14 protein-coding genes and 1 pseudogene are annotated in these 17613 nt (G+C 69.4%); 9 read left to right on the top strand and 6 right to left on the bottom strand.

Annotated elements, in window-relative coordinates; all coding sequences use genetic code 11:
• The first annotated feature begins 99 nt into the window (after window positions 1–99).
• Complete coding sequence (locus OG817_RS02180; protein ID WP_406051793.1) at window positions 100–984, top strand: helix-turn-helix transcriptional regulator; 885 nt, start codon at window positions 100–102, stop codon at window positions 982–984.
• Here OG817_RS02180 and OG817_RS02185 read toward each other — a convergent pair.
• From OG817_RS02185 to OG817_RS02195, 3 genes are all read right to left on the bottom strand, one after another.
• Window positions 968–2212: a hypothetical protein gene (locus OG817_RS02185; RefSeq protein WP_406051794.1), complete on the bottom strand. Its 1245-nt coding sequence runs from the start codon at window positions 2210–2212 to the stop codon at window positions 968–970. The two genes, OG817_RS02180 and OG817_RS02185, sit on opposite strands and share 17 nt — an antisense overlap.
• Before the next feature lie 70 nt (window positions 2213–2282).
• Window positions 2283–3440: a glycogen synthase gene (gene glgA / locus OG817_RS02190; protein WP_406051795.1), complete on the bottom strand. Its 1158-nt coding sequence runs from the start codon at window positions 3438–3440 to the stop codon at window positions 2283–2285.
• Between the two features lie 18 nt (window positions 3441–3458).
• Window positions 3459–4004 carry a GNAT family N-acetyltransferase gene (locus OG817_RS02195; RefSeq protein ID WP_396397187.1) on the bottom strand — a complete coding sequence of 182 codons (546 nt, stop codon included), beginning with the start codon at window positions 4002–4004 and terminating at the stop codon, window positions 3459–3461.
• A gap of 64 nt (window positions 4005–4068) precedes the next feature.
• On the opposite strand from OG817_RS02195, the pseudogene glgC reads away from it, so the two are divergent.
• From glgC to OG817_RS02215, 4 genes and pseudogenes are all read left to right on the top strand, one after another.
• Window positions 4069–5277: pseudogene (gene glgC / locus OG817_RS02200) on the top strand (glucose-1-phosphate adenylyltransferase); the annotation flags it as partial.
• 92 nt (window positions 5278–5369) lie between these two features.
• Window positions 5370–6629 (top strand): kynureninase, encoded by a 1260-nt coding sequence (gene kynU / locus OG817_RS02205; RefSeq protein WP_396397189.1) that lies wholly within the window; start codon window positions 5370–5372, stop codon window positions 6627–6629.
• A complete protein-coding gene (locus OG817_RS02210; RefSeq protein ID WP_406051796.1) occupies window positions 6626–7924 on the top strand; it encodes an FAD-dependent oxidoreductase in 1299 nt (432 codons plus the stop codon). Before kynU ends, OG817_RS02210 begins: the two co-directional genes overlap by 4 nt.
• Complete coding sequence (locus tag OG817_RS02215; protein ID WP_406051798.1) at window positions 7921–9423, top strand: 2-hydroxymuconic semialdehyde dehydrogenase; 1503 nt, start codon at window positions 7921–7923, stop codon at window positions 9421–9423. The genes OG817_RS02210 and OG817_RS02215 overlap by 4 nt, the downstream gene beginning before the upstream one ends.
• Here the strand turns inward: OG817_RS02215 and OG817_RS02220 are convergent.
• The gene (locus OG817_RS02220; protein ID WP_406051799.1) at window positions 9373–12867 is read right to left on the bottom strand and encodes a tetratricopeptide repeat protein; all 3495 of its coding nucleotides are present in this window, start codon (window positions 12865–12867) and stop codon (window positions 9373–9375) included. The genes OG817_RS02215 and OG817_RS02220 overlap by 51 nt on opposite strands.
• Before the next feature lie 94 nt (window positions 12868–12961).
• Between OG817_RS02220 and OG817_RS02225 the strand changes: the two genes are divergently transcribed.
• From OG817_RS02225 to OG817_RS02240, 4 genes are read left to right on the top strand one after another with little or no spacing between them, the layout of a single operon-like run.
• On the top strand, window positions 12962–13387 hold the full coding sequence (locus OG817_RS02225; protein ID WP_396397196.1) for a RidA family protein: 426 nt from the start codon (window positions 12962–12964) through the stop codon (window positions 13385–13387).
• Window positions 13388–13390: 3 nt separating this feature from the next.
• On the top strand, window positions 13391–13909 hold the full coding sequence (locus OG817_RS02230) for a 3-hydroxyanthranilate 3,4-dioxygenase (protein ID WP_396397197.1): 519 nt from the start codon (window positions 13391–13393) through the stop codon (window positions 13907–13909).
• Entirely contained in the window at window positions 13909–14919 is a 1011-nt protein-coding gene (locus tag OG817_RS02235; RefSeq protein WP_396397198.1) for an amidohydrolase family protein, read from the top strand. Before OG817_RS02230 ends, OG817_RS02235 begins: the two co-directional genes overlap by 1 nt.
• A complete protein-coding gene (locus OG817_RS02240) occupies window positions 14919–15641 on the top strand; it encodes an alpha/beta hydrolase family protein (RefSeq protein WP_406051800.1) in 723 nt (240 codons plus the stop codon). The genes OG817_RS02235 and OG817_RS02240 overlap by 1 nt, the downstream gene beginning before the upstream one ends.
• Window positions 15642–15983: 342 nt before the next feature.
• Here OG817_RS02240 and OG817_RS02245 read toward each other — a convergent pair whose 3' ends face one another.
• Window positions 15984–16661 (bottom strand): O-methyltransferase, encoded by a 678-nt coding sequence (locus OG817_RS02245; RefSeq protein WP_396397200.1) that lies wholly within the window; start codon window positions 16659–16661, stop codon window positions 15984–15986.
• A gap of 156 nt (window positions 16662–16817) precedes the next feature.
• The gene (locus OG817_RS02250) at window positions 16818–17600 is read right to left on the bottom strand and encodes a DeoR/GlpR family DNA-binding transcription regulator (RefSeq protein ID WP_112244167.1); all 783 of its coding nucleotides are present in this window, start codon (window positions 17598–17600) and stop codon (window positions 16818–16820) included.
• Window positions 17601–17613: the final 13 nt, after the last annotated feature.

Genomic DNA, 17613 nt, shown 5'->3' on the forward strand with positions numbered 1-17613 from the left:
CCACTGTTCCTCGGGGTCGGCCAAGGAGGGAGTGTCCCGCTGTTCCTGGGAGTGACAGGACCCAGTCTCCGCGCGTCGGGTCCGACTACCGTGGACGACATGGACAGCTCCAACGCGCTGGGTGAGTATCTCCGAGCCCGGCGCGAACAGGTCCGGCCGGAGGACGTCGGGCTCCGACGGGTCGGCGTACGGCGAGTGCCGGGGTTGCGGCGCGAGGAGGTCGCGATGCTGGCCGGCATCAGCTCGGACTACTACCTGCGGCTGGAGCAGGGCCGCGACCGGCACCCGTCGGTGCAGGTGCTCGAGGCCTTGGCCGACGTACTGCGATTGGACGCCGACGCCACGGCGTACCTGGTCGGGCTCGTCCAGGAGCAGCCGCGGGCTGTCCCGAAGCGGCAACGTCCCAGGACCGAGCCTGTGCCGGAGAGCATCCGCGAACTGATCGACGGCTGGCCGAACAACCCGGCGTACGTGCAGAACAAGTACACAGACGTGGTCGCGGTCAATGCTCTGGGCGCGGCGCTGACGCCGAACTACGCGGTCGGGGTCAACCTGCTCACCGCAGTCCTGCTCGACCCCGCGGAGCAGGCACTGCGGCGCGACTGGGACGAGCTCACCGAGGAGGGCGTCGCCGTACTCCGGTCCGAGCTCGGGTCGGCGGTCGACGATCCCCGGCTGGTCGAGCTCGTCGGCGAACTGTCGGTGCGCAGCGAGCGGTTCCGCCAGCTGTGGGCGCGGCACGACGTCCGCCCGCGCCGCGGCCGGCTGAGTCTCCTGACTCATCCGGACGTCGGAGACCTGGAGCTGAAGTCCGACAAGCTCACCATCGGTGGCACCGACGGCATGACGCTGGTCGTCTTCCACGCCGTACCCGGAAGCCGGAGCGTCGAGTCGCTCGCCCTGCTCGGCAGCCTCGTCGCATCCAGCGACCAGACCGATGAGACCACCGAGCAGCGGGATCAGACACCTAGGCCCAGCGACTGAAGGCGCCGACGATCTGTGGGTACGCCGCCAGCGCCGTACCCACGTGGTCGACCGCGCCCATCGAGTGGACGGTGACGTTCGCGCCGCGAGTCCGCAGCGAGGTGGCACAGGCATCCGCGTTGGCGGCCACCACGTCGGTGTCCTTCGTGCCGTTGTACAGATGCACGGGTACGCGCGGGGTCCAGTCGTGGCAGATCTGGTCGGCTGCCTGCAGCGCGCGCAGGTAGCGACCGGTCGGGTGCTTCAGCCGCTCGATGAACGCCGGCGTGAACAGCTTCTCCGGGGAATCGGGGAGTCCGGCAACGATCTCCTCGTCCGGATGCGTCCCGTCGAACAGGCCCTCGACCGTGCTCGCGTACGGCTCCTGGAACGCCTCCCGCGGGTCGTCGTACAGACCGACGGTCCGGTTCCACGCAGTGGTGAAGTAGGCCAGGTAGAACGCGGCGGTCGCGGGCGCCAGACCACCATTGAAGGCGGCCGGCAGCTCGGTCCCTTGCAGGTCGTACGGCCCGGCCACGGCCTGCAGAGCGCCGAGGCGGAACGTCGAGACCTCACCCCGGCTGAGCGCCCGTCCCAGGGCGACAGAGGCCCGGCCGCCCTGGGAGAAGCCGGTGACGAGCACGTCGCGCTTGAGGAGGACTCCATGCCTGAGCGCGAACGTGCGAGCCGCGAGCAGCAGATCAGCGGACGCGCTCGTCTCGGTCTTGGTGTCGATGTACGGATGCTCGCCCGGTCCGAGCCCGAGACCGAGGTAGTCGGGCGCGACCCCGACCAGGCCCTGGCCGGCGAAGAGCGCGGTGACGAGCCGGTCGGTCGACTCTTCGGACACGGAGGCGGCGTAGGCCTTCGTCGCGGTCGTGCCGTGCAGGTACTCCGCGACGGTCAGCGCGCCGTGGCGGCCGTCGGGCAGGACGACGAGACCGCTCGCGGTGGTGGGCCGGCCGTTGGGGTCAACGGTCCGATAGATCAACCGGTACGCCGTGACGTCGTGCTTGGCCGCCGGCGTACCGACGAAGCCCGTCCCGGCCGCGGCTCCGTCCAGCTGGGCTGCGGTCAGTCGGGCGATCGGGACGGCTGAGACGAGCGCACCACGCGGGGCATGGACGCTGGTGACGGCGGCTTCCGAGAGCGTCGGCTGGGTGACAGCGGCGTACGCCGAGATCGGGGCCGCGAGCAGCGCGGCCGTGGCGAGAGTGGCGGCAACGGTCTTGGTGATCCGTGGAGTCATGCCTCCAGCCAACCGCTGGGCCGAGCGTGCGACGAGGGTGCTCGGCCCCCGGCTGGAGGTGGACTTTCGCCTACCCGAGCAGGCTGGTGTACAGCTGCACAGTCCGGTCCGCCACAGCGTCCCAGCCGAACTCGGAGACGGCCCGCTCGCGGCCGGCCTTGCCCATCGTGGCCGCCTTGGCCGGATTGTCGACCAGGTCGTTGATCCCCGCGGCCAGGTCGCGCTCGAACGCGTCGATGTCGTTCTCGTCGTACCGGACCAGGGTGCCAGTGACGCCGTCGTCGACCACCTCGGGGATGCCGCCGACCGCGCTGGCCACGACGGCGGTCTCACACGCCATCGCCTCCAGGTTGACGATGCCGAGCGGCTCGTAGACCGACGGGCAGCAGAACGCGAGCGCGTGCGTCAGCACCTGCCGGACCTCGTCGCGCGGGAGCATCTCGGAGACCACGAACACGCCGTCCCGGGCCGCCTTGAGGTCGTCGATCAGGGCATCGGTCTCGACCTTCAGCTCGACCGTGTCGGCAGCGCCGGCGAGCAGCACCAGCTGCACCGACGGGTCCAGCCGCAGCCCGGCCCGGAGCAGGTGCGGGACGCCCTTCTGCCGGGTGATCCGGCCGACGAACGTCACGTACGGCCGGCTCAGGTCGACCCCGAGCCGCTCGAGCACGTTGGTCGCCGGATCCGGCCGGTAGAAGTCGGCGTCGATCCCGTTCGAGATCACGTGCACCTTGTCCGGGTCGATCGCCGGGTAGCAGTCCAGTACGTCGTCCCGCATGCCGTTGCTCACCGCGACCACGGCGTCGGCCGCCTCGTACGCCGTCCGCTCGGCCCAGCTGGACAGGCGGTAGCCGCCACCGAGCTGCTCGGCCTTCCACGGGCGGCGCGGCTCCAGCGAGTGAGCGGTCACGACATGCGGTACGCCGTACAGGAGCTTGGCCCAGTGGCCGGCCATGTTCGCGTACCAGGTGTGGGAGTGGACGAGCTGGGAGTCGCCGACCGCGGCCGTCATGGTCAGGTCGGTGGACAGGATGCGCAGCGCCGCGTTCGCCTGCGGGATGCGTGCGTCGTCCTCGGAGTGCGCGGTCGCGCCGAGGCGTGGCTCGCCCATGCAGTGCACGTCCACGTCGAGGAGCCGGCGCAGCTCGCGAACCAGGAAGTCCACGTGCACCCCCGCCCCGCCGTACACATCCGGAGGATACTCACGCGTCAGGATGGCGACCTTCATGCGTCCGAGGCTAGGTCATCACGCGACGTGTGTCGGTACCCAGAACCGCAGCTTTCCGTGTCGTTCGTCTTCCAATTCGCCCCCGGCCGCCTGGATCACCTTGCGTGAGCCGACGTTGTCCAGGTCGCAGGTGACCAGCACCGGGTCGATGCCGAGCCCGGCGGCGATCGGCAGGGACTGGGTCAGCATCCGGGTCGCGTGACCGTGGCGCCGCGCCGACGGCCGTACGCCGTAGGTGATGTGGCCGCCGAGCTCGATCAGGACCGGGGTCAGGTCGTGGCGGATCGACAGCCGGCCGAGCCACTCCTGGCCGTCGACGAACCAGAGCACGCTCTGGTGGACCAGGTCCGGCCGCAGTTCGGTGGCGGGATCCGCCTCGATCCGGATCAGCTCGACCATCCGGGCGAACTCGTCCGGATCCGCGGCCTGCTCGCGGCTCCACTCCTCCTCGTCGCCGCTGATCGCCCGTGCACCCATCCACCGCTCGTCGTCCGGCCCGAACTCGTCCCAGGCAGCGAGGAACGAGCGGTGAACGGCGACCGTAGGTTCGATGAGCGTTGGCATCCCCCCAGTGTCGCGACACTCGCAAGCGCTTATGCACGCCGCCTCCCAGAGCTAAGGTGCGGACATGGCAAAGGCGCCCAGAGTTCTCGGAATCGTGCTGGCCGGTGGCGAGGGCAAGCGGTTGATGCCGCTGACGGCGGACCGGGCCAAACCGGCCGTGCCGTTCGGGGGCAGTTATCGCCTGATCGACTTCGTGCTGTCCAACCTGGTCAACGCCGGGATCCGGAACCTGTTCGTGCTGACGCAGTACAAGTCGCACTCGCTGGACCGGCACGTGACGGTCACCTGGCGGATGTCCACCCTGTTGGGGAACTTCGTCAGCTGCGTACCTGCCCAGCAGCGGCTCGGCCCGCAGTGGTACCAGGGCAGCGCGGACGCGATCTACCAGTCGATGAACCTGATCGACGACTTCAAGCCCGAGGTCATCGTGGTGTTCGGCGCCGATCACGTGTACCGGATGGATGCGGCCCAGATGGTCGCCGCGCATCTGGAGCGTGGGAACGGCGTCACCGTGGCCGGGATCCGGGTGCCGCGGGCCGGGGCGAGCGAGTTCGGCGTGATCAAGACCGGTGCGGACGGACAGAGCATCGAGGAGTTCCTGGAGAAGCCGGCCGACCCGCCCGGACTGCCCGACTCGCCGGACGAGACGTTCGCCTCGATGGGCAACTACGTGTTCAGCGCCGACGTCCTGGTCGAGGCGCTCCGCAAGGACGCCGCGAACCCGGCCTCCCGGCACGACATGGGCGGCGACATCGTCCCGATGATGGTTGCCGAGGGCAAGGCCGGAGTCTACGACTTCCGCGACAACGACGTACCCGGCGCGCTCGACCGGGACCGCTCGTACTGGCGTGACGTCGGATCGCTGGACTCCTACCACGAGGCCCACATGGACCTGGTCTCGATCCAGCCGGTGTTCAACCTCTACAACTCCGACTGGCCGATCTTCACCTCGCACCCGCAACTGCCGGGCGCGAAGTTCACCGACGACGCGACCGTCGGCGAGTCGATCGTCTGCCAGGGCTCGATCGTGACCGGCGCGACCGTGGAGACCTCGGTGCTCGGCGCCAACGTGATCGTCAGTGCCGGCGCCTACATCGAGCGCGCGGTGATCATGGACAACTGCAAGATCGGCGCCGGGGCCCGGCTGGTCAACGTGATCCTGGACAAGAACGTGGTCGTCCCGGACGGCGTCGAGATCGGTGTCGACCCGGATCATGACCGCGAACGCGGCTTCACCGTCTCCACGGGCGGCATCACCGTGCTCGGCAAGGGCCAGCTGATCGACCCGCCGGCCGACAAGCCCGCCAAGGCGGACGACGTGGTGGACGACTTGGCGGAGCCCGCGACGGATCAGGTCGCCGAGGCGTGAGCGCGGAGGCTGAGGCGCTGGAACTCGATGCCGCGGACCCCGGGCACCGCGATCTGTTCGACGTACCGCCGGCCCAGGGTGGCGAGTACCCGGACGTGGCGTACTTCGCCGGGAACTCGCTCGGGCTCCGGCCGCGCGCGACCCGGGCCGAGCTGCTCGAGGATCTCGACGCGTGGGCGTCGCTGGGCGTTGAGGGACACCTCGACGCCGGCCGGCCGTGGCTGCCGTACCACGAGCTCCTGACCGGACCGGCGTCACGGCTGGTGGGTGCGCTGCCGAACGAGACCGTGGTGATGAACTCACTCACGGTCAACCTGCACCTGCTGATGGTTTCGTTCTACCGCCCGACCCGCTCGCGGCACCGGATCGTGATCGAGGACTCCGCCTTCCCCTCCGACAGCTACGCCGTACGCTCCCAGGCCCGCTTCCACGGGTACGACGCCGACGACGCGATCATCCGCCTGCGGCCACGCCCGGGCGAGGAGTGCCTGCGTACGGCGGACGTCGTCGAGCAGCTGGGCGGCGACGTGGCCCTGGTGCTGCTGGGTGGGGTGAACTACCTGACCGGCGAGCTGATGGACATCCCGACGATCACCAAGGCCGGACACGCGGCCGGTGCGATCGTCGGCTGGGACCTTGCGCACGCGGCGGGGAACGTCCCGCTGGCGCTGCACGAGTGGGGCGTGGACTTCGCCGCCTGGTGTTCGTACAAGTACCTCAACTCCGGGCCGGGTGCGCTCGCCGGTGCCTTCGTGCACGAGCGCCACCTGGGCGGCGACCGGCCGCGGTTCGAGGGCTGGTGGAGCACCGAGGCGTCGACCCGCTTCGAGATGACGCCGGAGTCGCGACCACCCGCGTCCGCGGATGCGTGGCAGGTGTCGAATCCGCCGATCTTCTCGATGAGCCCGGTGCGTACGTCGCTGGAGATCTTCGACAAGATCGGTATCGGTGTGTTGCGCGAACGCAGTCTGCGGTTGACGTCGTACCTGGAGAGGCAATTGAGCGAGGTCATGATCGAGCGGCCGTTGCAGGTCATCACGCCGACGGATCCACAGCGGCGTGGGGCGCAGTTATCGGTGCGGATCGGTGGTGCGCACGGCGCGGGTGCGCTGGCGAAGCGGTTGCGGTTCGAGTACGGCGTGATCGCGGACTCACGGGAGCCCGACGTACTGCGCCTGGCGCCGGTGCCGCTGTACTCGACGTACCACGACTGCTGGCGGGCGGCGACGGCTCTGGCTGAGGCGGTGCCGGCATGAAGGTCGCGATCGTCGGAGCCGGGCTGACCGGGAGTCTCCTGGCCTGTTTCCTGGCCCGGCGCGGGTTGTCGGTGACGCTGTACGAGCGGCGGCCGGACCCGCGCGTCGGACAGGCCGAGCGCGGCCGGTCCATCAACCTCGCGATCTCCGAGCGCGGGCTGGATGCGCTGCGGCGGATCGGGCTGGTCGACCAGGTGATGGCCGACGCGTTGCCGATGAAGGGCCGGATGATCCACCCGGTCTCCGGACCGCTGGACTTCCAGGCGTACTCGGCCGGCGGTGACCGCGCGATCAACTCGATCAGCCGTGGTGCACTGAACAATGCGCTGCTGACGGCAGCCGCGGAGGCTCCGGGCGTGTCGGTCGAGTTCGAGCATCGGCTGGTCGAGCTCGAGTCGCAGGCCGGGCGGATGGTGTTCGCGACGCCGTCGGGGAAGGTTTCGGCCGAGGCCGACGTGGTGCTCGGCGCGGACGGCGCCGGGTCCGCGGTGCGCGAGCAGTTGCTTGCCGAGGGCATCGTTGCCGAGGACGTCGACTTCCTCGACTACGGGTACAAGGAGCTGTCCATCCCGGCGGCCGACGGTGAGTTCGCGCTTGACCCTGGTGCGCTGCACATCTGGCCGCGAGGTACGTCGATGATGATCGCGCTGCCGAATCCGGATCGGTCCTTCACCTGCACGCTGTTCTGGCCGGCCGGATCGTTCGACGCGCTGACCTCCGAGGTGGACATCGAGGACCACTTCAGGACGTCGTACCCGGATCTGTTGCCGTTGGCACCGGATCTGGTGGGCGACTACCTGCACAACCCGGTCGGTGTGCTCGGGACCGTGCACACGCTGCCCTGGCAGGCGCACGGGCGGACCGCGCTGATCGGCGACGCGGCGCACGCGATCGTGCCGTTCTACGGCCAGGGCGCGAACTGTGCCTTCGAGGACGTGGTCGAGCTGGACCGCTGCCTCGACGACACCGCCGGGTCGTGGGCTCGGGCGTTGCCGCTGTTCGAGGCGCGGCGCCGGGAGAACTCCGAGGCGATCGCGGAGATGGCGCTCGGCAACTTCGTCGAGATGCGGGACAAGGTCGCGTCGCCCGTCTTCCGCCTCACCAAGCGCATCGAGCACGCCCTGGAACGCCTGCTCCCCGGCACGTATGTCTCCCGCTACGAGCTCGTCTCGTTCTCCACCACGCCGTACGCCGAAGTCCGTCAACGCGTCCATCGGCAGCACCAGGTGCTCGGGCTGGGTGCCGTGGCTGCTGCCGGCGTACTGCTCGGGATCGCACGGAGGAGACGGCGATGAGTCTGTGGACGCCGGAGCTGCTGACCGGGCAGCCCAAGTCGGTGGGGTTGCTGCGGAACTTCGTCGACGGCGAGTTCGTGGAGAACGGCTCGACGTTCGCGAAGGTGAGCCCGGTGACGGGTGAGCAGATCTTCGACGTCTGCGAGGCGGACGAGTCGGCTGTGGACACGGCGGTGCAGGCGGCCCGTGCGGCGCTGAAGGGACCATGGGGACGTCTCAGCGAGCAGGAACGGGCGGTGGTACTGCGCCGTGTCGCCGACGGACTCGAGCGCCGGTTCGAGGACCTCGTCGCGGCCGAGGTGGGTGATACCGGGAAGTCGATCAGCCAGGCCCGCACGCTCGACATTCCGCGCGGTGCGGCGAACTTCCGTGCGTTCGCCGACTTCGCGACCACGGCTGCCACCGAGTCGTACACGACCGTGCTGCCGGACGGCCGGCGGGCGCTGAACTACGCCGTCCGCAAACCCGTCGGCGTGGTGGCGATCGTCGTACCGTGGAACCTGCCTCTGCTCCTGCTCACCTGGAAGGTCGCGCCGGCGCTTGCCTGCGGCAACGCTGTGGTGGTGAAGCCGTCCGAGGAGACACCGGCCTCGGCGACCGTGCTGGCCGAGGTGATGGCGGAGGCCGGCGTACCGCCTGGGGTGTTCAATCTCGTCCACGGCTTCGGCCCGTTGTCGGCGGGGGAGTACCTGACCCGGCATCCCGGTGTGGACGCGATCACCTTCACCGGCGAGTCGGCGACCGGTACGGCGATCGCCAAGGTCGCCGCGGACCGGGTGAAGTCGGTGTCCTTCGAGCTCGGTGGCAAGAACGCCGGCCTGGTCTTCGCGGACGCTGACCTGGACGCCGCGGTCGAGGGATCGGTGCGGTCCGTGTTCACCAACGGCGGCCAGGTCTGCCTGTGCACCGAACGGCTGTACGTCGAGCGCCCGATCTTCACCGAGTTCTGCTCTCGGCTGGCGCAACGAGCATCCGAGCTGACCTACGGCTGGCCGGCCGACGAGGCCACCATGAACATGCCGCTGATCTCGAAACAGCACCGCGACAAGGTCCTCTCGTACTACGACCTGGCCCGATCCGAAGGTGCTGAGGTGCTGACCGGTGGCGGCGTACCGTCGTTCGGCGACGCCCGCGACGGTGGTTGCTACGTGCAACCGACCGTGGTGACCGGCCTGCCGCAGGACGCCCGCGCCACCACCGAGGAGATCTTCGGCCCGATCTGCCACATCGCCCCGTTCGACACCGAGGACGAGGCCTACGCGCTGGCCAACGACAGCGACTACGGCCTGGCGGCCACCGTCTGGACCCGCGACGTCGGCCGCGCGCACCGTGCCGGCCCGGCGCTCGACGTCGGCATCGTCTGGATCAACACGTGGTTCCTCCGCGACCTCCGTACGCCGTTCGGCGGCATGAAGCTGTCCGGCGTCGGCCGCGAAGGCGGCACGCACTCATTGGCCTTCTACTCCGAGCCCACCAACGTCTGCATCGAGCTGACCTGACCTCACTACGTCGAGGACCGGCGCGACCTTGTCCGCGCCGATGAACTCCCCCAACTCGGTCAGCTCCTCCCCGATCTGGCGCAGCAGATCCGCCGGCAGGTCCTCCGCCAACGCGCCTTCGACGTAGTTGATCGCGTCGCGCTGCGCTCCGAGCGCGGTCAGGAAAGTGGGTTGGCGGACCAGCCGGCGCAGATCCGGGCGCGGCAGGTCCGCCTCATCGTCCAGTGACGACAGCGCCGACTCGAGCAACGCCGCCGCGTCGTCGTCGCGGCCCTGGCCGAGACGGATCAGCGCCTGCCGGTACAGCCCCCAGCCGTTCTTCGGATTGAGCTCGGCGCCACGCTCGAAGTCCGCCAGTGCGGCGGCCGTCTTGCCCATCGCCTGGTAGGTCTCGCCCCGCCCGATCCAGGCGGTCGCTGTCCGCGGGAGCCGGTCGATCGCCTGGGTGAAGTCGTGCAAGGCCGCCGAGTGGTCGCCGACCACGCGGAGGAAGTACTGGCCGCGGTAGATCAAGGCCCAGCCTTGGTTGCGGGGGATCGTCACCCCGCGGTCGTGGTCGGCGCGGGCCGCGTCGAGGTTTCCGAGCCGCTCGTGCACTCTGGCGCGCCGCGAGAGCGCCCCGGCACTCCGCCGGGCGACGTCGACGGCACGATCCAGGTCCGCCAGCGCCTGCGTGTACCGGCCTTCCAGTTCTGCGATCTGCGCCCGTGAAACCAGCGCCGAACCGAGAGCGGGATCGAGCTCGATGGCTCGATCGAGGTCGTCCAAGGCCCCGTCGAGATCACCGTGATCCAGCCGGATGGACCCACGCTGGTCGAACGCCAGTGCCGACAACGGGTCGAGTTCGAGGGAGCGCTCGGCGTCCGCGACCGCGCCGTCGTACTGGCCCGCGGCGGCTCTCATCCCGGCCCGGATCCCGAACGTCGGACCACGGGTCGGATCGAGCTCGAGCACCCGGTCGAGGTCGGCGAGTCCCCGGGAGCGACGGCCCGACCGGTCGTACACCAGCGCCCGCGTCGTGAGCGCCGACAGATCGTCGGGGCTCAACTCGAGGGCGCGGTCGAGATCCCGCAGCGCACCGTCGTACCGGCGCGCGCTCAGATGCAGGTCGGCTCGCGCGCGCAGCAGGACCGGGTTGTCCGGATCGGTCCGGATCCTCGCGGTGAAGTCGGCCACCCCGCGCGACAACTCGCCGGAGCGCTCGTAGACCCGGGCCCTGATCGTGAACGACCACCGATCGCCCGGATCCGCCGCGATCGCTCGGTCGAGATCTGCCAGTGCGTCGGCGTACTGCCCCAGGGACAGGAGGATATCGGCCCGGTCGTCGAGTGCCGCGGTGTACTGCGGGTCGAGTTCGACGGCCTTGTCGAGGTCGGCCAGCGCCTCGCGCTCCATCCGCTGATCGCGCCAGAGCCGGGCCCGGGACAGCAGGACCCAGGTGTCTGTCGGTGCCAGGGCGTGCGCATGATCCAGATCCGTCTTCGCCTCGGCGAAGCGTCGCAGGTCCCGGTAGATCGAGCTCCTGACCGTGAGGTAGTAGGCATCGCGCGGGCGTAGTTCGATCACGCGACCGATGTCCTCGAGGGCGGCGTCGTACTTGCGAAGACGCCGGCTGATCGAGCTCCGGGAGGAGTAGGCACCCGCGTAGTCGGGGGCGATCCGGATGGCCTCGGCGAGGTCCTCGAAGGCCTTGTCGTAGTCGCCGAGATCGGCGTGGATCCGTCCGCGCGGGCCGACGATCCAGCTGCGGTCGGGCAGCAGGGCGTCCGCACGGTCGAGGTCTCGCAGCGCAGCCTCGTAGTCCTTCAGGCGCTCGTGCAGCCGGCTGCGTTCGGTGAGTGCGCCCGCTCGGTGGTAGGTGCTCAGCAGCGGATCCAGGGCGAGGCCGTCGAGGAGGAGCAGCTCGTCGCTCGTCGATCCCTGGAGCAGGGTGGTCAGCTGCTCGCCGCGGGACCGGATCTCGTCGGTGTCGGAGTCATCGCCGGCCTGGGCGATCATCTGGGCCCACTTGGCCGTGCTGTCGCTGGTCCGGCCGTAGGCGTCGATCAGCCCTTCCAGTGCGTTCGGCAGCTCGGGCACGCCGCCCGCGCACAGCTCGTGGTACGTGGACTCGAGCTTCAGCTCGCGCCAGCGGGCGTCCCGCCAGCGCTTGGTGGGACCGAGATCGAGCTCTGCCAGCCGCTCGCGGTAGTGGTCGGCCAGAGCCCGCTGGCGTTCGGTCCAGTCGGGGAGGGAGGCGCGCCGCAGCGAGCGGAGCATCGGCGTACGGACGACGTCGTGGTAGCGGTAGCCGTCGGCATGGGCGGAGACGAAGGGGAGGCGACGGAGCGAATCGAGGTCGACGGTCGTCCCGGCGGCCACCTCGAGGATGTCGCGGTCGAGCCGGCGGGGGATCGCGCCGGCCAGGATGGCCGCCTGCCGGTCCTTGTCCCGCACCTCCCGGAGAAAGCGATCGACGGCGGTCTCGGCGTGATCCGTCGATCCGGCGGTGCCGCGAGCCGCCGATTCCGCCAGCAGGGCGACGAGAATCGGCAGACAGCCGGAGAGCCGGAGGATCACGTCCACGGTGCCGGGATCGACGATCTGCTGGGTGGCGAGGAGCTCGCGCGCTTCCGCCTCCGTGAACACCTGCAGCTCGATGTCGACGCGGAGGTTCCGCAGGCCGGCCCACTGGTTCGGGTCGAGTGGATGCTGACCGGACACCGTCACCACGATGTCGGCCGGCAACTTGCCGCAGGTGCCGCGCAGAAGGGCCAGCAACCAGCCGTTGAGGGCGGGGCCGGTCCGCTCGAAGGTGTCGATGAACAGCGCGATCTGCCGGCGCTGGCCGATCTTGCGGAGATCGGTGACGAACGCCGTACTGAGCGCCTCGACCGGTGACAGCAGCAGCTCGAGATCGTCGTGCCGAGTGATCTTGCCGGCCAGGTAGGCACGGTACTGGTCGACCCGCGACGCGACCTCGTTCTCGTCGATCGCACCGGCCAGCACGCCGGCGATGGGGATCTCGCCGGCCGCACGGATCCCGAGCCGGACCGCCGCCCGGGTCAGCACCGACGAGATCCCGGACGGGGCGCCAGGATCGGAGTCGACGCTGAGACGCAGTTTGCGGTACTGCCTCAGCCTGCTGTCGAAACCGCGGCAGGCGGACCCGGAGGCGGCCAGACCGCGGGCGAGCTGTTCGATCCCAGACAGTACGTCGAACGCCTCGTCGACGTACGCGGTGGCACATTTCCTCTTGGTCGCGGCGGCCTGCCAGCGCTGGACCAGCGACGTCTTGCCGACGCCGGCGTCGCCGTACAGGCTGACGACGAAGCGGCGGCGGGGATCGTTGGGCCGCAGCGCCAGGTTCTGCTCGAACAGCTGCAGCGGCTCGGTGCGCCCGACGAACGTGCCGGCGTCCCGGGACTCCAGGATGTCTTGCAGCGAGAAGTCCTCGTCGGTCACCCGTTCGATCGTAGTGGAGGGCGGGGTGAGTGGCCACGCGACGCCGGTGCGGCAGGTACTTGGCGGATGGTGGGTGGTGGGCAAGGATGCTGACATGGCCGACGCGACGGTGGTGGCGGGGAAGGCGGTGCCGCGGGGGCGGTTTCCGCACGTGAAGGTGAGCGGTGGGTTCGCCTTCGTGTCGGGGACTTCCAGCCGATTGCCGGACAACACCATCGCGGGTGCCTCGGTCGACGAACTCGGCACGGTGTCGCTGGACATCAAGGTGCAGACCCGGGCGGTGCTGGACAACATCCGGGACATCCTGGCGGCGGTCGGCGCCGGACTCGATGACCTGGTGAGCGTGACGACGTACCTGGTGTCGATGAACGACTTCGGGGGTTACAACGAGGTGTACGGCGAATTCTTCGACGAGTCCGGGCCGGCCCGGACGACCGTCGCAGTCCATCAGCTGCCGCATCCCCAGCTGCTGATCGAGATCCAGGCCGTAGCGGCGATCCCGCAAGGTGCAAAGGAGTAGGGCATGGCGAATCTGGAGTCGACGAACTTCCCGCAGTGGATCGAGGAGAACAAGCATCTGCTGAAGCCGCCGGTCGGCAACAAGCAGATGTTCCCGACCGGGGACGACTTCATCACGATGGTGGTCGGCGGTCCGAACCAGCGCACCGACTTCCACGTGGACCCGTACGAGGAGTTCTTCTACCAGATCAAGGGCGAGCTCCGGGTCGACGTCGTCACCGACGACGGCCCCGCCACCGTTGAGGTGAACGCGGGAGAGATGTGGGTGCTGCCGCGGAACATGCCGCATTCGCCGCAGCGCGGGCCGGACTCGATCGGACTGGTGATCGAGCGGGTCCGCGAGCCGGGCACGCTGGAGAAGTTCCGCTGGTACTGCGCCAACTGCAACGGGATCGTGCACGAGGTCGAGCTCCAGGTGACCGACATCGTGGCCGACCTGCCACCGGTGTTCAAGGCCTTCTACGACAGCGAGGACGCGCGCACCTGCCCGGACTGCGGCACGCTGCACCCGGGTAAGGCCTGATGGCTGTTGATGTCCACACGCACCTGGTGCCGAAGGGCTGGCCGGATCTCTCGGTAGCGTGCGGCGGCGACGGCTGGCCGTGGCTGCGGATCGACTCCGAGCGGGCCGCGATGATCATGGTCGGCTCGACGGAGTTCCGCCCGATCGGTCCCCAGGCGTGGGATCCCGCCGTACGCCGTACCGACATGGATGCCGACGGCATCGATCTGCAGGTGGTCTCGCCGACGCCGGTGTTCTTCGGCTATGACCGGCCTGCCGGCCAGGCCGTCAAGCTGGCCCGGATCTTCAACGACCTGACCCTGGAGACGCTCGCCGGGGACAGCCGCTTCGTCGCGTTCTGCCAGGTGCCGTTGCAGGATCCGGACGCCGCCTGCGCCGAGGTCGACCGGTGCCGGGCCGCCGGTCACGCCGGTGTCGAGATCGGCAACCATGTCGGCGACAAGGACCTCGACGACGCCGGGATCGTTGCCTTTCTCAAGCACTGCGCGGAGACCGGGATGCCGGTCCTGGTGCATCCGTGGGACATGCCGGCCGGTCCGCGGCTGGATCGCTGGATGGCCCGCTGGCTGACCGGGATGCCGGCCGAGACGCATCTGTCCGTCCTGGCGATGATCCTCGGCGGGGCCTTCGACGCGTTGCCGCCGTCGCTGCGGATCTGTTTCGCCCACGGCGGCGGGAGTTTCGCGTTCTGGCTGGGGCGGCTGGAGAACGCCTGGCACCGGCGCGGCGACATCGTGCGTGGTTGCTCCGAGCACCCACCCTCTCACTACCTGGATCGGTTCGTGGTCGACACGGTCGTGTTCGAATCAGCGCCTTTGCGGCTACTTGTCGATACCTTGGGAGATGATCGGGTACTGGTCGGCAGTGACTATCCGTATCCACTGGGCGAGCGGCCGGTCGGGGAGGTGGTACGGAAAGCCGGTTTCCTGTCCGCGGACCAGCGGCACAAGCTGCTGTCCACGAACGCTCTGCACTTTCTCGGGAGGTCAGAGCAGCCTCGGGAGGTCTGATGAGTGAAGACCGATCGGTTCTGACCCGCGCGGCCCGTGAGCCCGACGAGGAGCTCCGGTACGGCGACCACGCGGACCAGGTGATCGACTACTGGCATGCCAAGGAGTACCGGCCGCTGATCGTGTTCGTGCACGGTGGCTTCTGGCGGCCGGAGTACGACCGGAAACACGCCCGCCCCCTCGGTGAGGCCATCTCCGACCTCGGCTGGCCGGTGGTGTCCCTGGAGTACCGTCGCGAGCCCGGCGACCCCGACGCGAGTACGTCGGACGTCCGTGCGGCGATCGAGTCGCTGCCGGACCTGGTCGACGTCCACGCCGGCTACGTGCTGGTCGGTCACTCGGCAGGGGGACAGCTGGCGTTGTGGGCAGCCTCGACGCTGAACCCGGTCCGGCTCCGCGGTCTGGTCGCGCTGGCCCCGGTCGCGGACCTCGTGATGGCCGACCGGCTCGGCCTGGACAAGGGCGCCGTACAGGACTTCATCGGCGACGGCGTACGCAACGACCTCGACCCGGTGCACCTGCCCGCCGCGATCGCCCCGATCAGCATCATCCACGGCACGGTCGACAGCCACGTCCCGCTCTCCGTCACCGAGTCCTACTTCACCGCGCACCCCACCGCCCGCCTCAACCGCGTCGAAGGCGCCGGCCACTACGACCTGATAGACCCCCAAAGCCCCCACTGGCACGAAGTAACCGCAGAACTAACCCGCCTGACGGCTTGAAGGCCCCAGCCGGCCTTTCTGACCGAGGCGGTGTACAGCTCGACAGGTAGTGCACCTGCGAGACACCGTACACAGGCCGCCATGTGCGCTCAGCCGCACTACCTGTCGGCGAGATACCTCCTGTCCAGCCGCACGTGGACAGCAGTTGGTTGCCGAGGGCACCGGTAGCGCGGTCTTTGCCGGCTGGCGGGTTACAGTGCGCTATCGGCTGGATAACCTGCCAGCGGGTGCGCATCACTGCCGGTTTGCTGGCATGTCGGCGGAGGGGTACGCCGTCTGCGACCACATCAGCCTGTCGAGACGCAGCAGCCCAACGTTCGGCGGGTCAGCTCTGTGTGGCGCTCAGTTGAGGCGTTTGGCGGCGGTGAGGAGGCCTTCGGAGGTGGGGAGGAGGGCTGAGACCAGGTTGTCGTCGTCGCGGACTGCTCGGAGCAGGTCGCGGAGGGCGTTGGTGTCGGGGTCGCGGTGAGCGGGGTCGGCGACTCGGCCGCCGGTGAGGATGCCGGCGAAGACGACCAGGCCGCCGGGACGGAGCAGGCGCAGTGCCTCGTGCAGGTACGCCGTGTTCTCGCGCCGGTCCGCATCGCAGAAGACCAGGTCGTAGTGCCCGTCGGTGAGCCGGGTGACCACGTCGAGCCCGGAGCCCGCGATCAGGCGGAACCGGTTCGACGGGACGCCGGCGTCCAGGAACGTCTTGCGGGCGAGCCGCTGGTTCTCGGCGTCGATGTCGACCGTGGTGAGCGTGCCGTCCGCGCGCATCCCGCGCAGCAGGGCCAGCCCGGAGACGCCGGTGCCGGTGCCGATCTCGACCACGGCTTTGGCGCTCACGCCGGCCGCGAGCATGCTCAGTGCGGCCGATGCGCCGGGACCGATCGCGGCGATGCCGCTGTCCTCGGCACTCGCCCGCGCACCGGTGACGACTTCGTCCTCACCGGTGTAGTCCTCGGCGTATGCCCAGGACGTCGGGTCGATGCCGGTGGCGATGATGCCCTCCCAAGGTTCTGCCGCTGCGCTACTCATGCTGAGTCAGAAGCCTAGCGGCACGAGGGCCGCATTCCGTGTCTCCCGCGCTGGGACTGCGTACTCTTGCTCATAACTCTGCCACTTGAGTCAGATATGATCGACCTCGGCAGACCTGAGCCACCCACGGGAGGGAGGTACGGCGTGTTGAGGGTCCTAGGAGCGGATGACGTCGATGCCGGCTTCCTTGAACACGGCCAGCTGGCTCTCGTCGGCCTGCGCATCGGTGACGAGGGTGTCGATCTCGCTCAGCTCGCAGATCCGCGCGAACGCGCGCTGGCCGAGCTTGGAGGAGTCGGCGACCACGACGACCTTGGCGGCCCGGCTGACGATCAGCTGGTTGATGTTCGCCTCGCCCTCGTGGTGGGCGGTGGCGCCGGTCTCGTCGATCCCGTCGACGCCGATGAAGGCGATGTCCAGGGACAGGTCGGCCAGGATCCGGTGCGACAGCGGCCCGATCATCTCGTACGACTGCGGCCGGGCCACGCCGCCGGTGAGCACCATCTTGACGTGCGGCCGGACGATCAGCTCGTTGGCGATGTTCAGCGCGTTGGTGACGAGGGTGAACGCGGGCTCGCCATGCTCGGCGGACAGCTCCGGCCGGGTCGCCAGCGTGCGGGCCACCTCGGAGATCGTGGTGCCGCCGTTCATCCCGATCACCATGCCGCGGCGGACCAAAGTGGCCGCGGCTTGCGCGATCCGCTGCTTCTCGGACGCGAAACGCGCAGTCTTGTAGCGCAGCGGCAGGTCGTACGACACCGCGTTGGCCACCGCGCCACCGCGGGTCCGGGTGAGGAGCTGCTGCTTGCCGAGGTGGTCCAAATCGCGCCTGATCGTGGCTGCCGAGACGTGCAACTGCTCGGCGAGCTCGTCGACGTCGATGGCGCCCTTCTCGGCGAGCGACTCGAGCAAGGTGTTGAGGCGTTCATAACGCTTCACCCGGGGCTCCTCC

The sequence above is a fragment of the Kribbella sp. NBC_00889 genome, from assembly GCF_045207705.1.
GTDB lineage: Bacteria > Actinomycetota > Actinomycetes > Propionibacteriales > Kribbellaceae > Kribbella.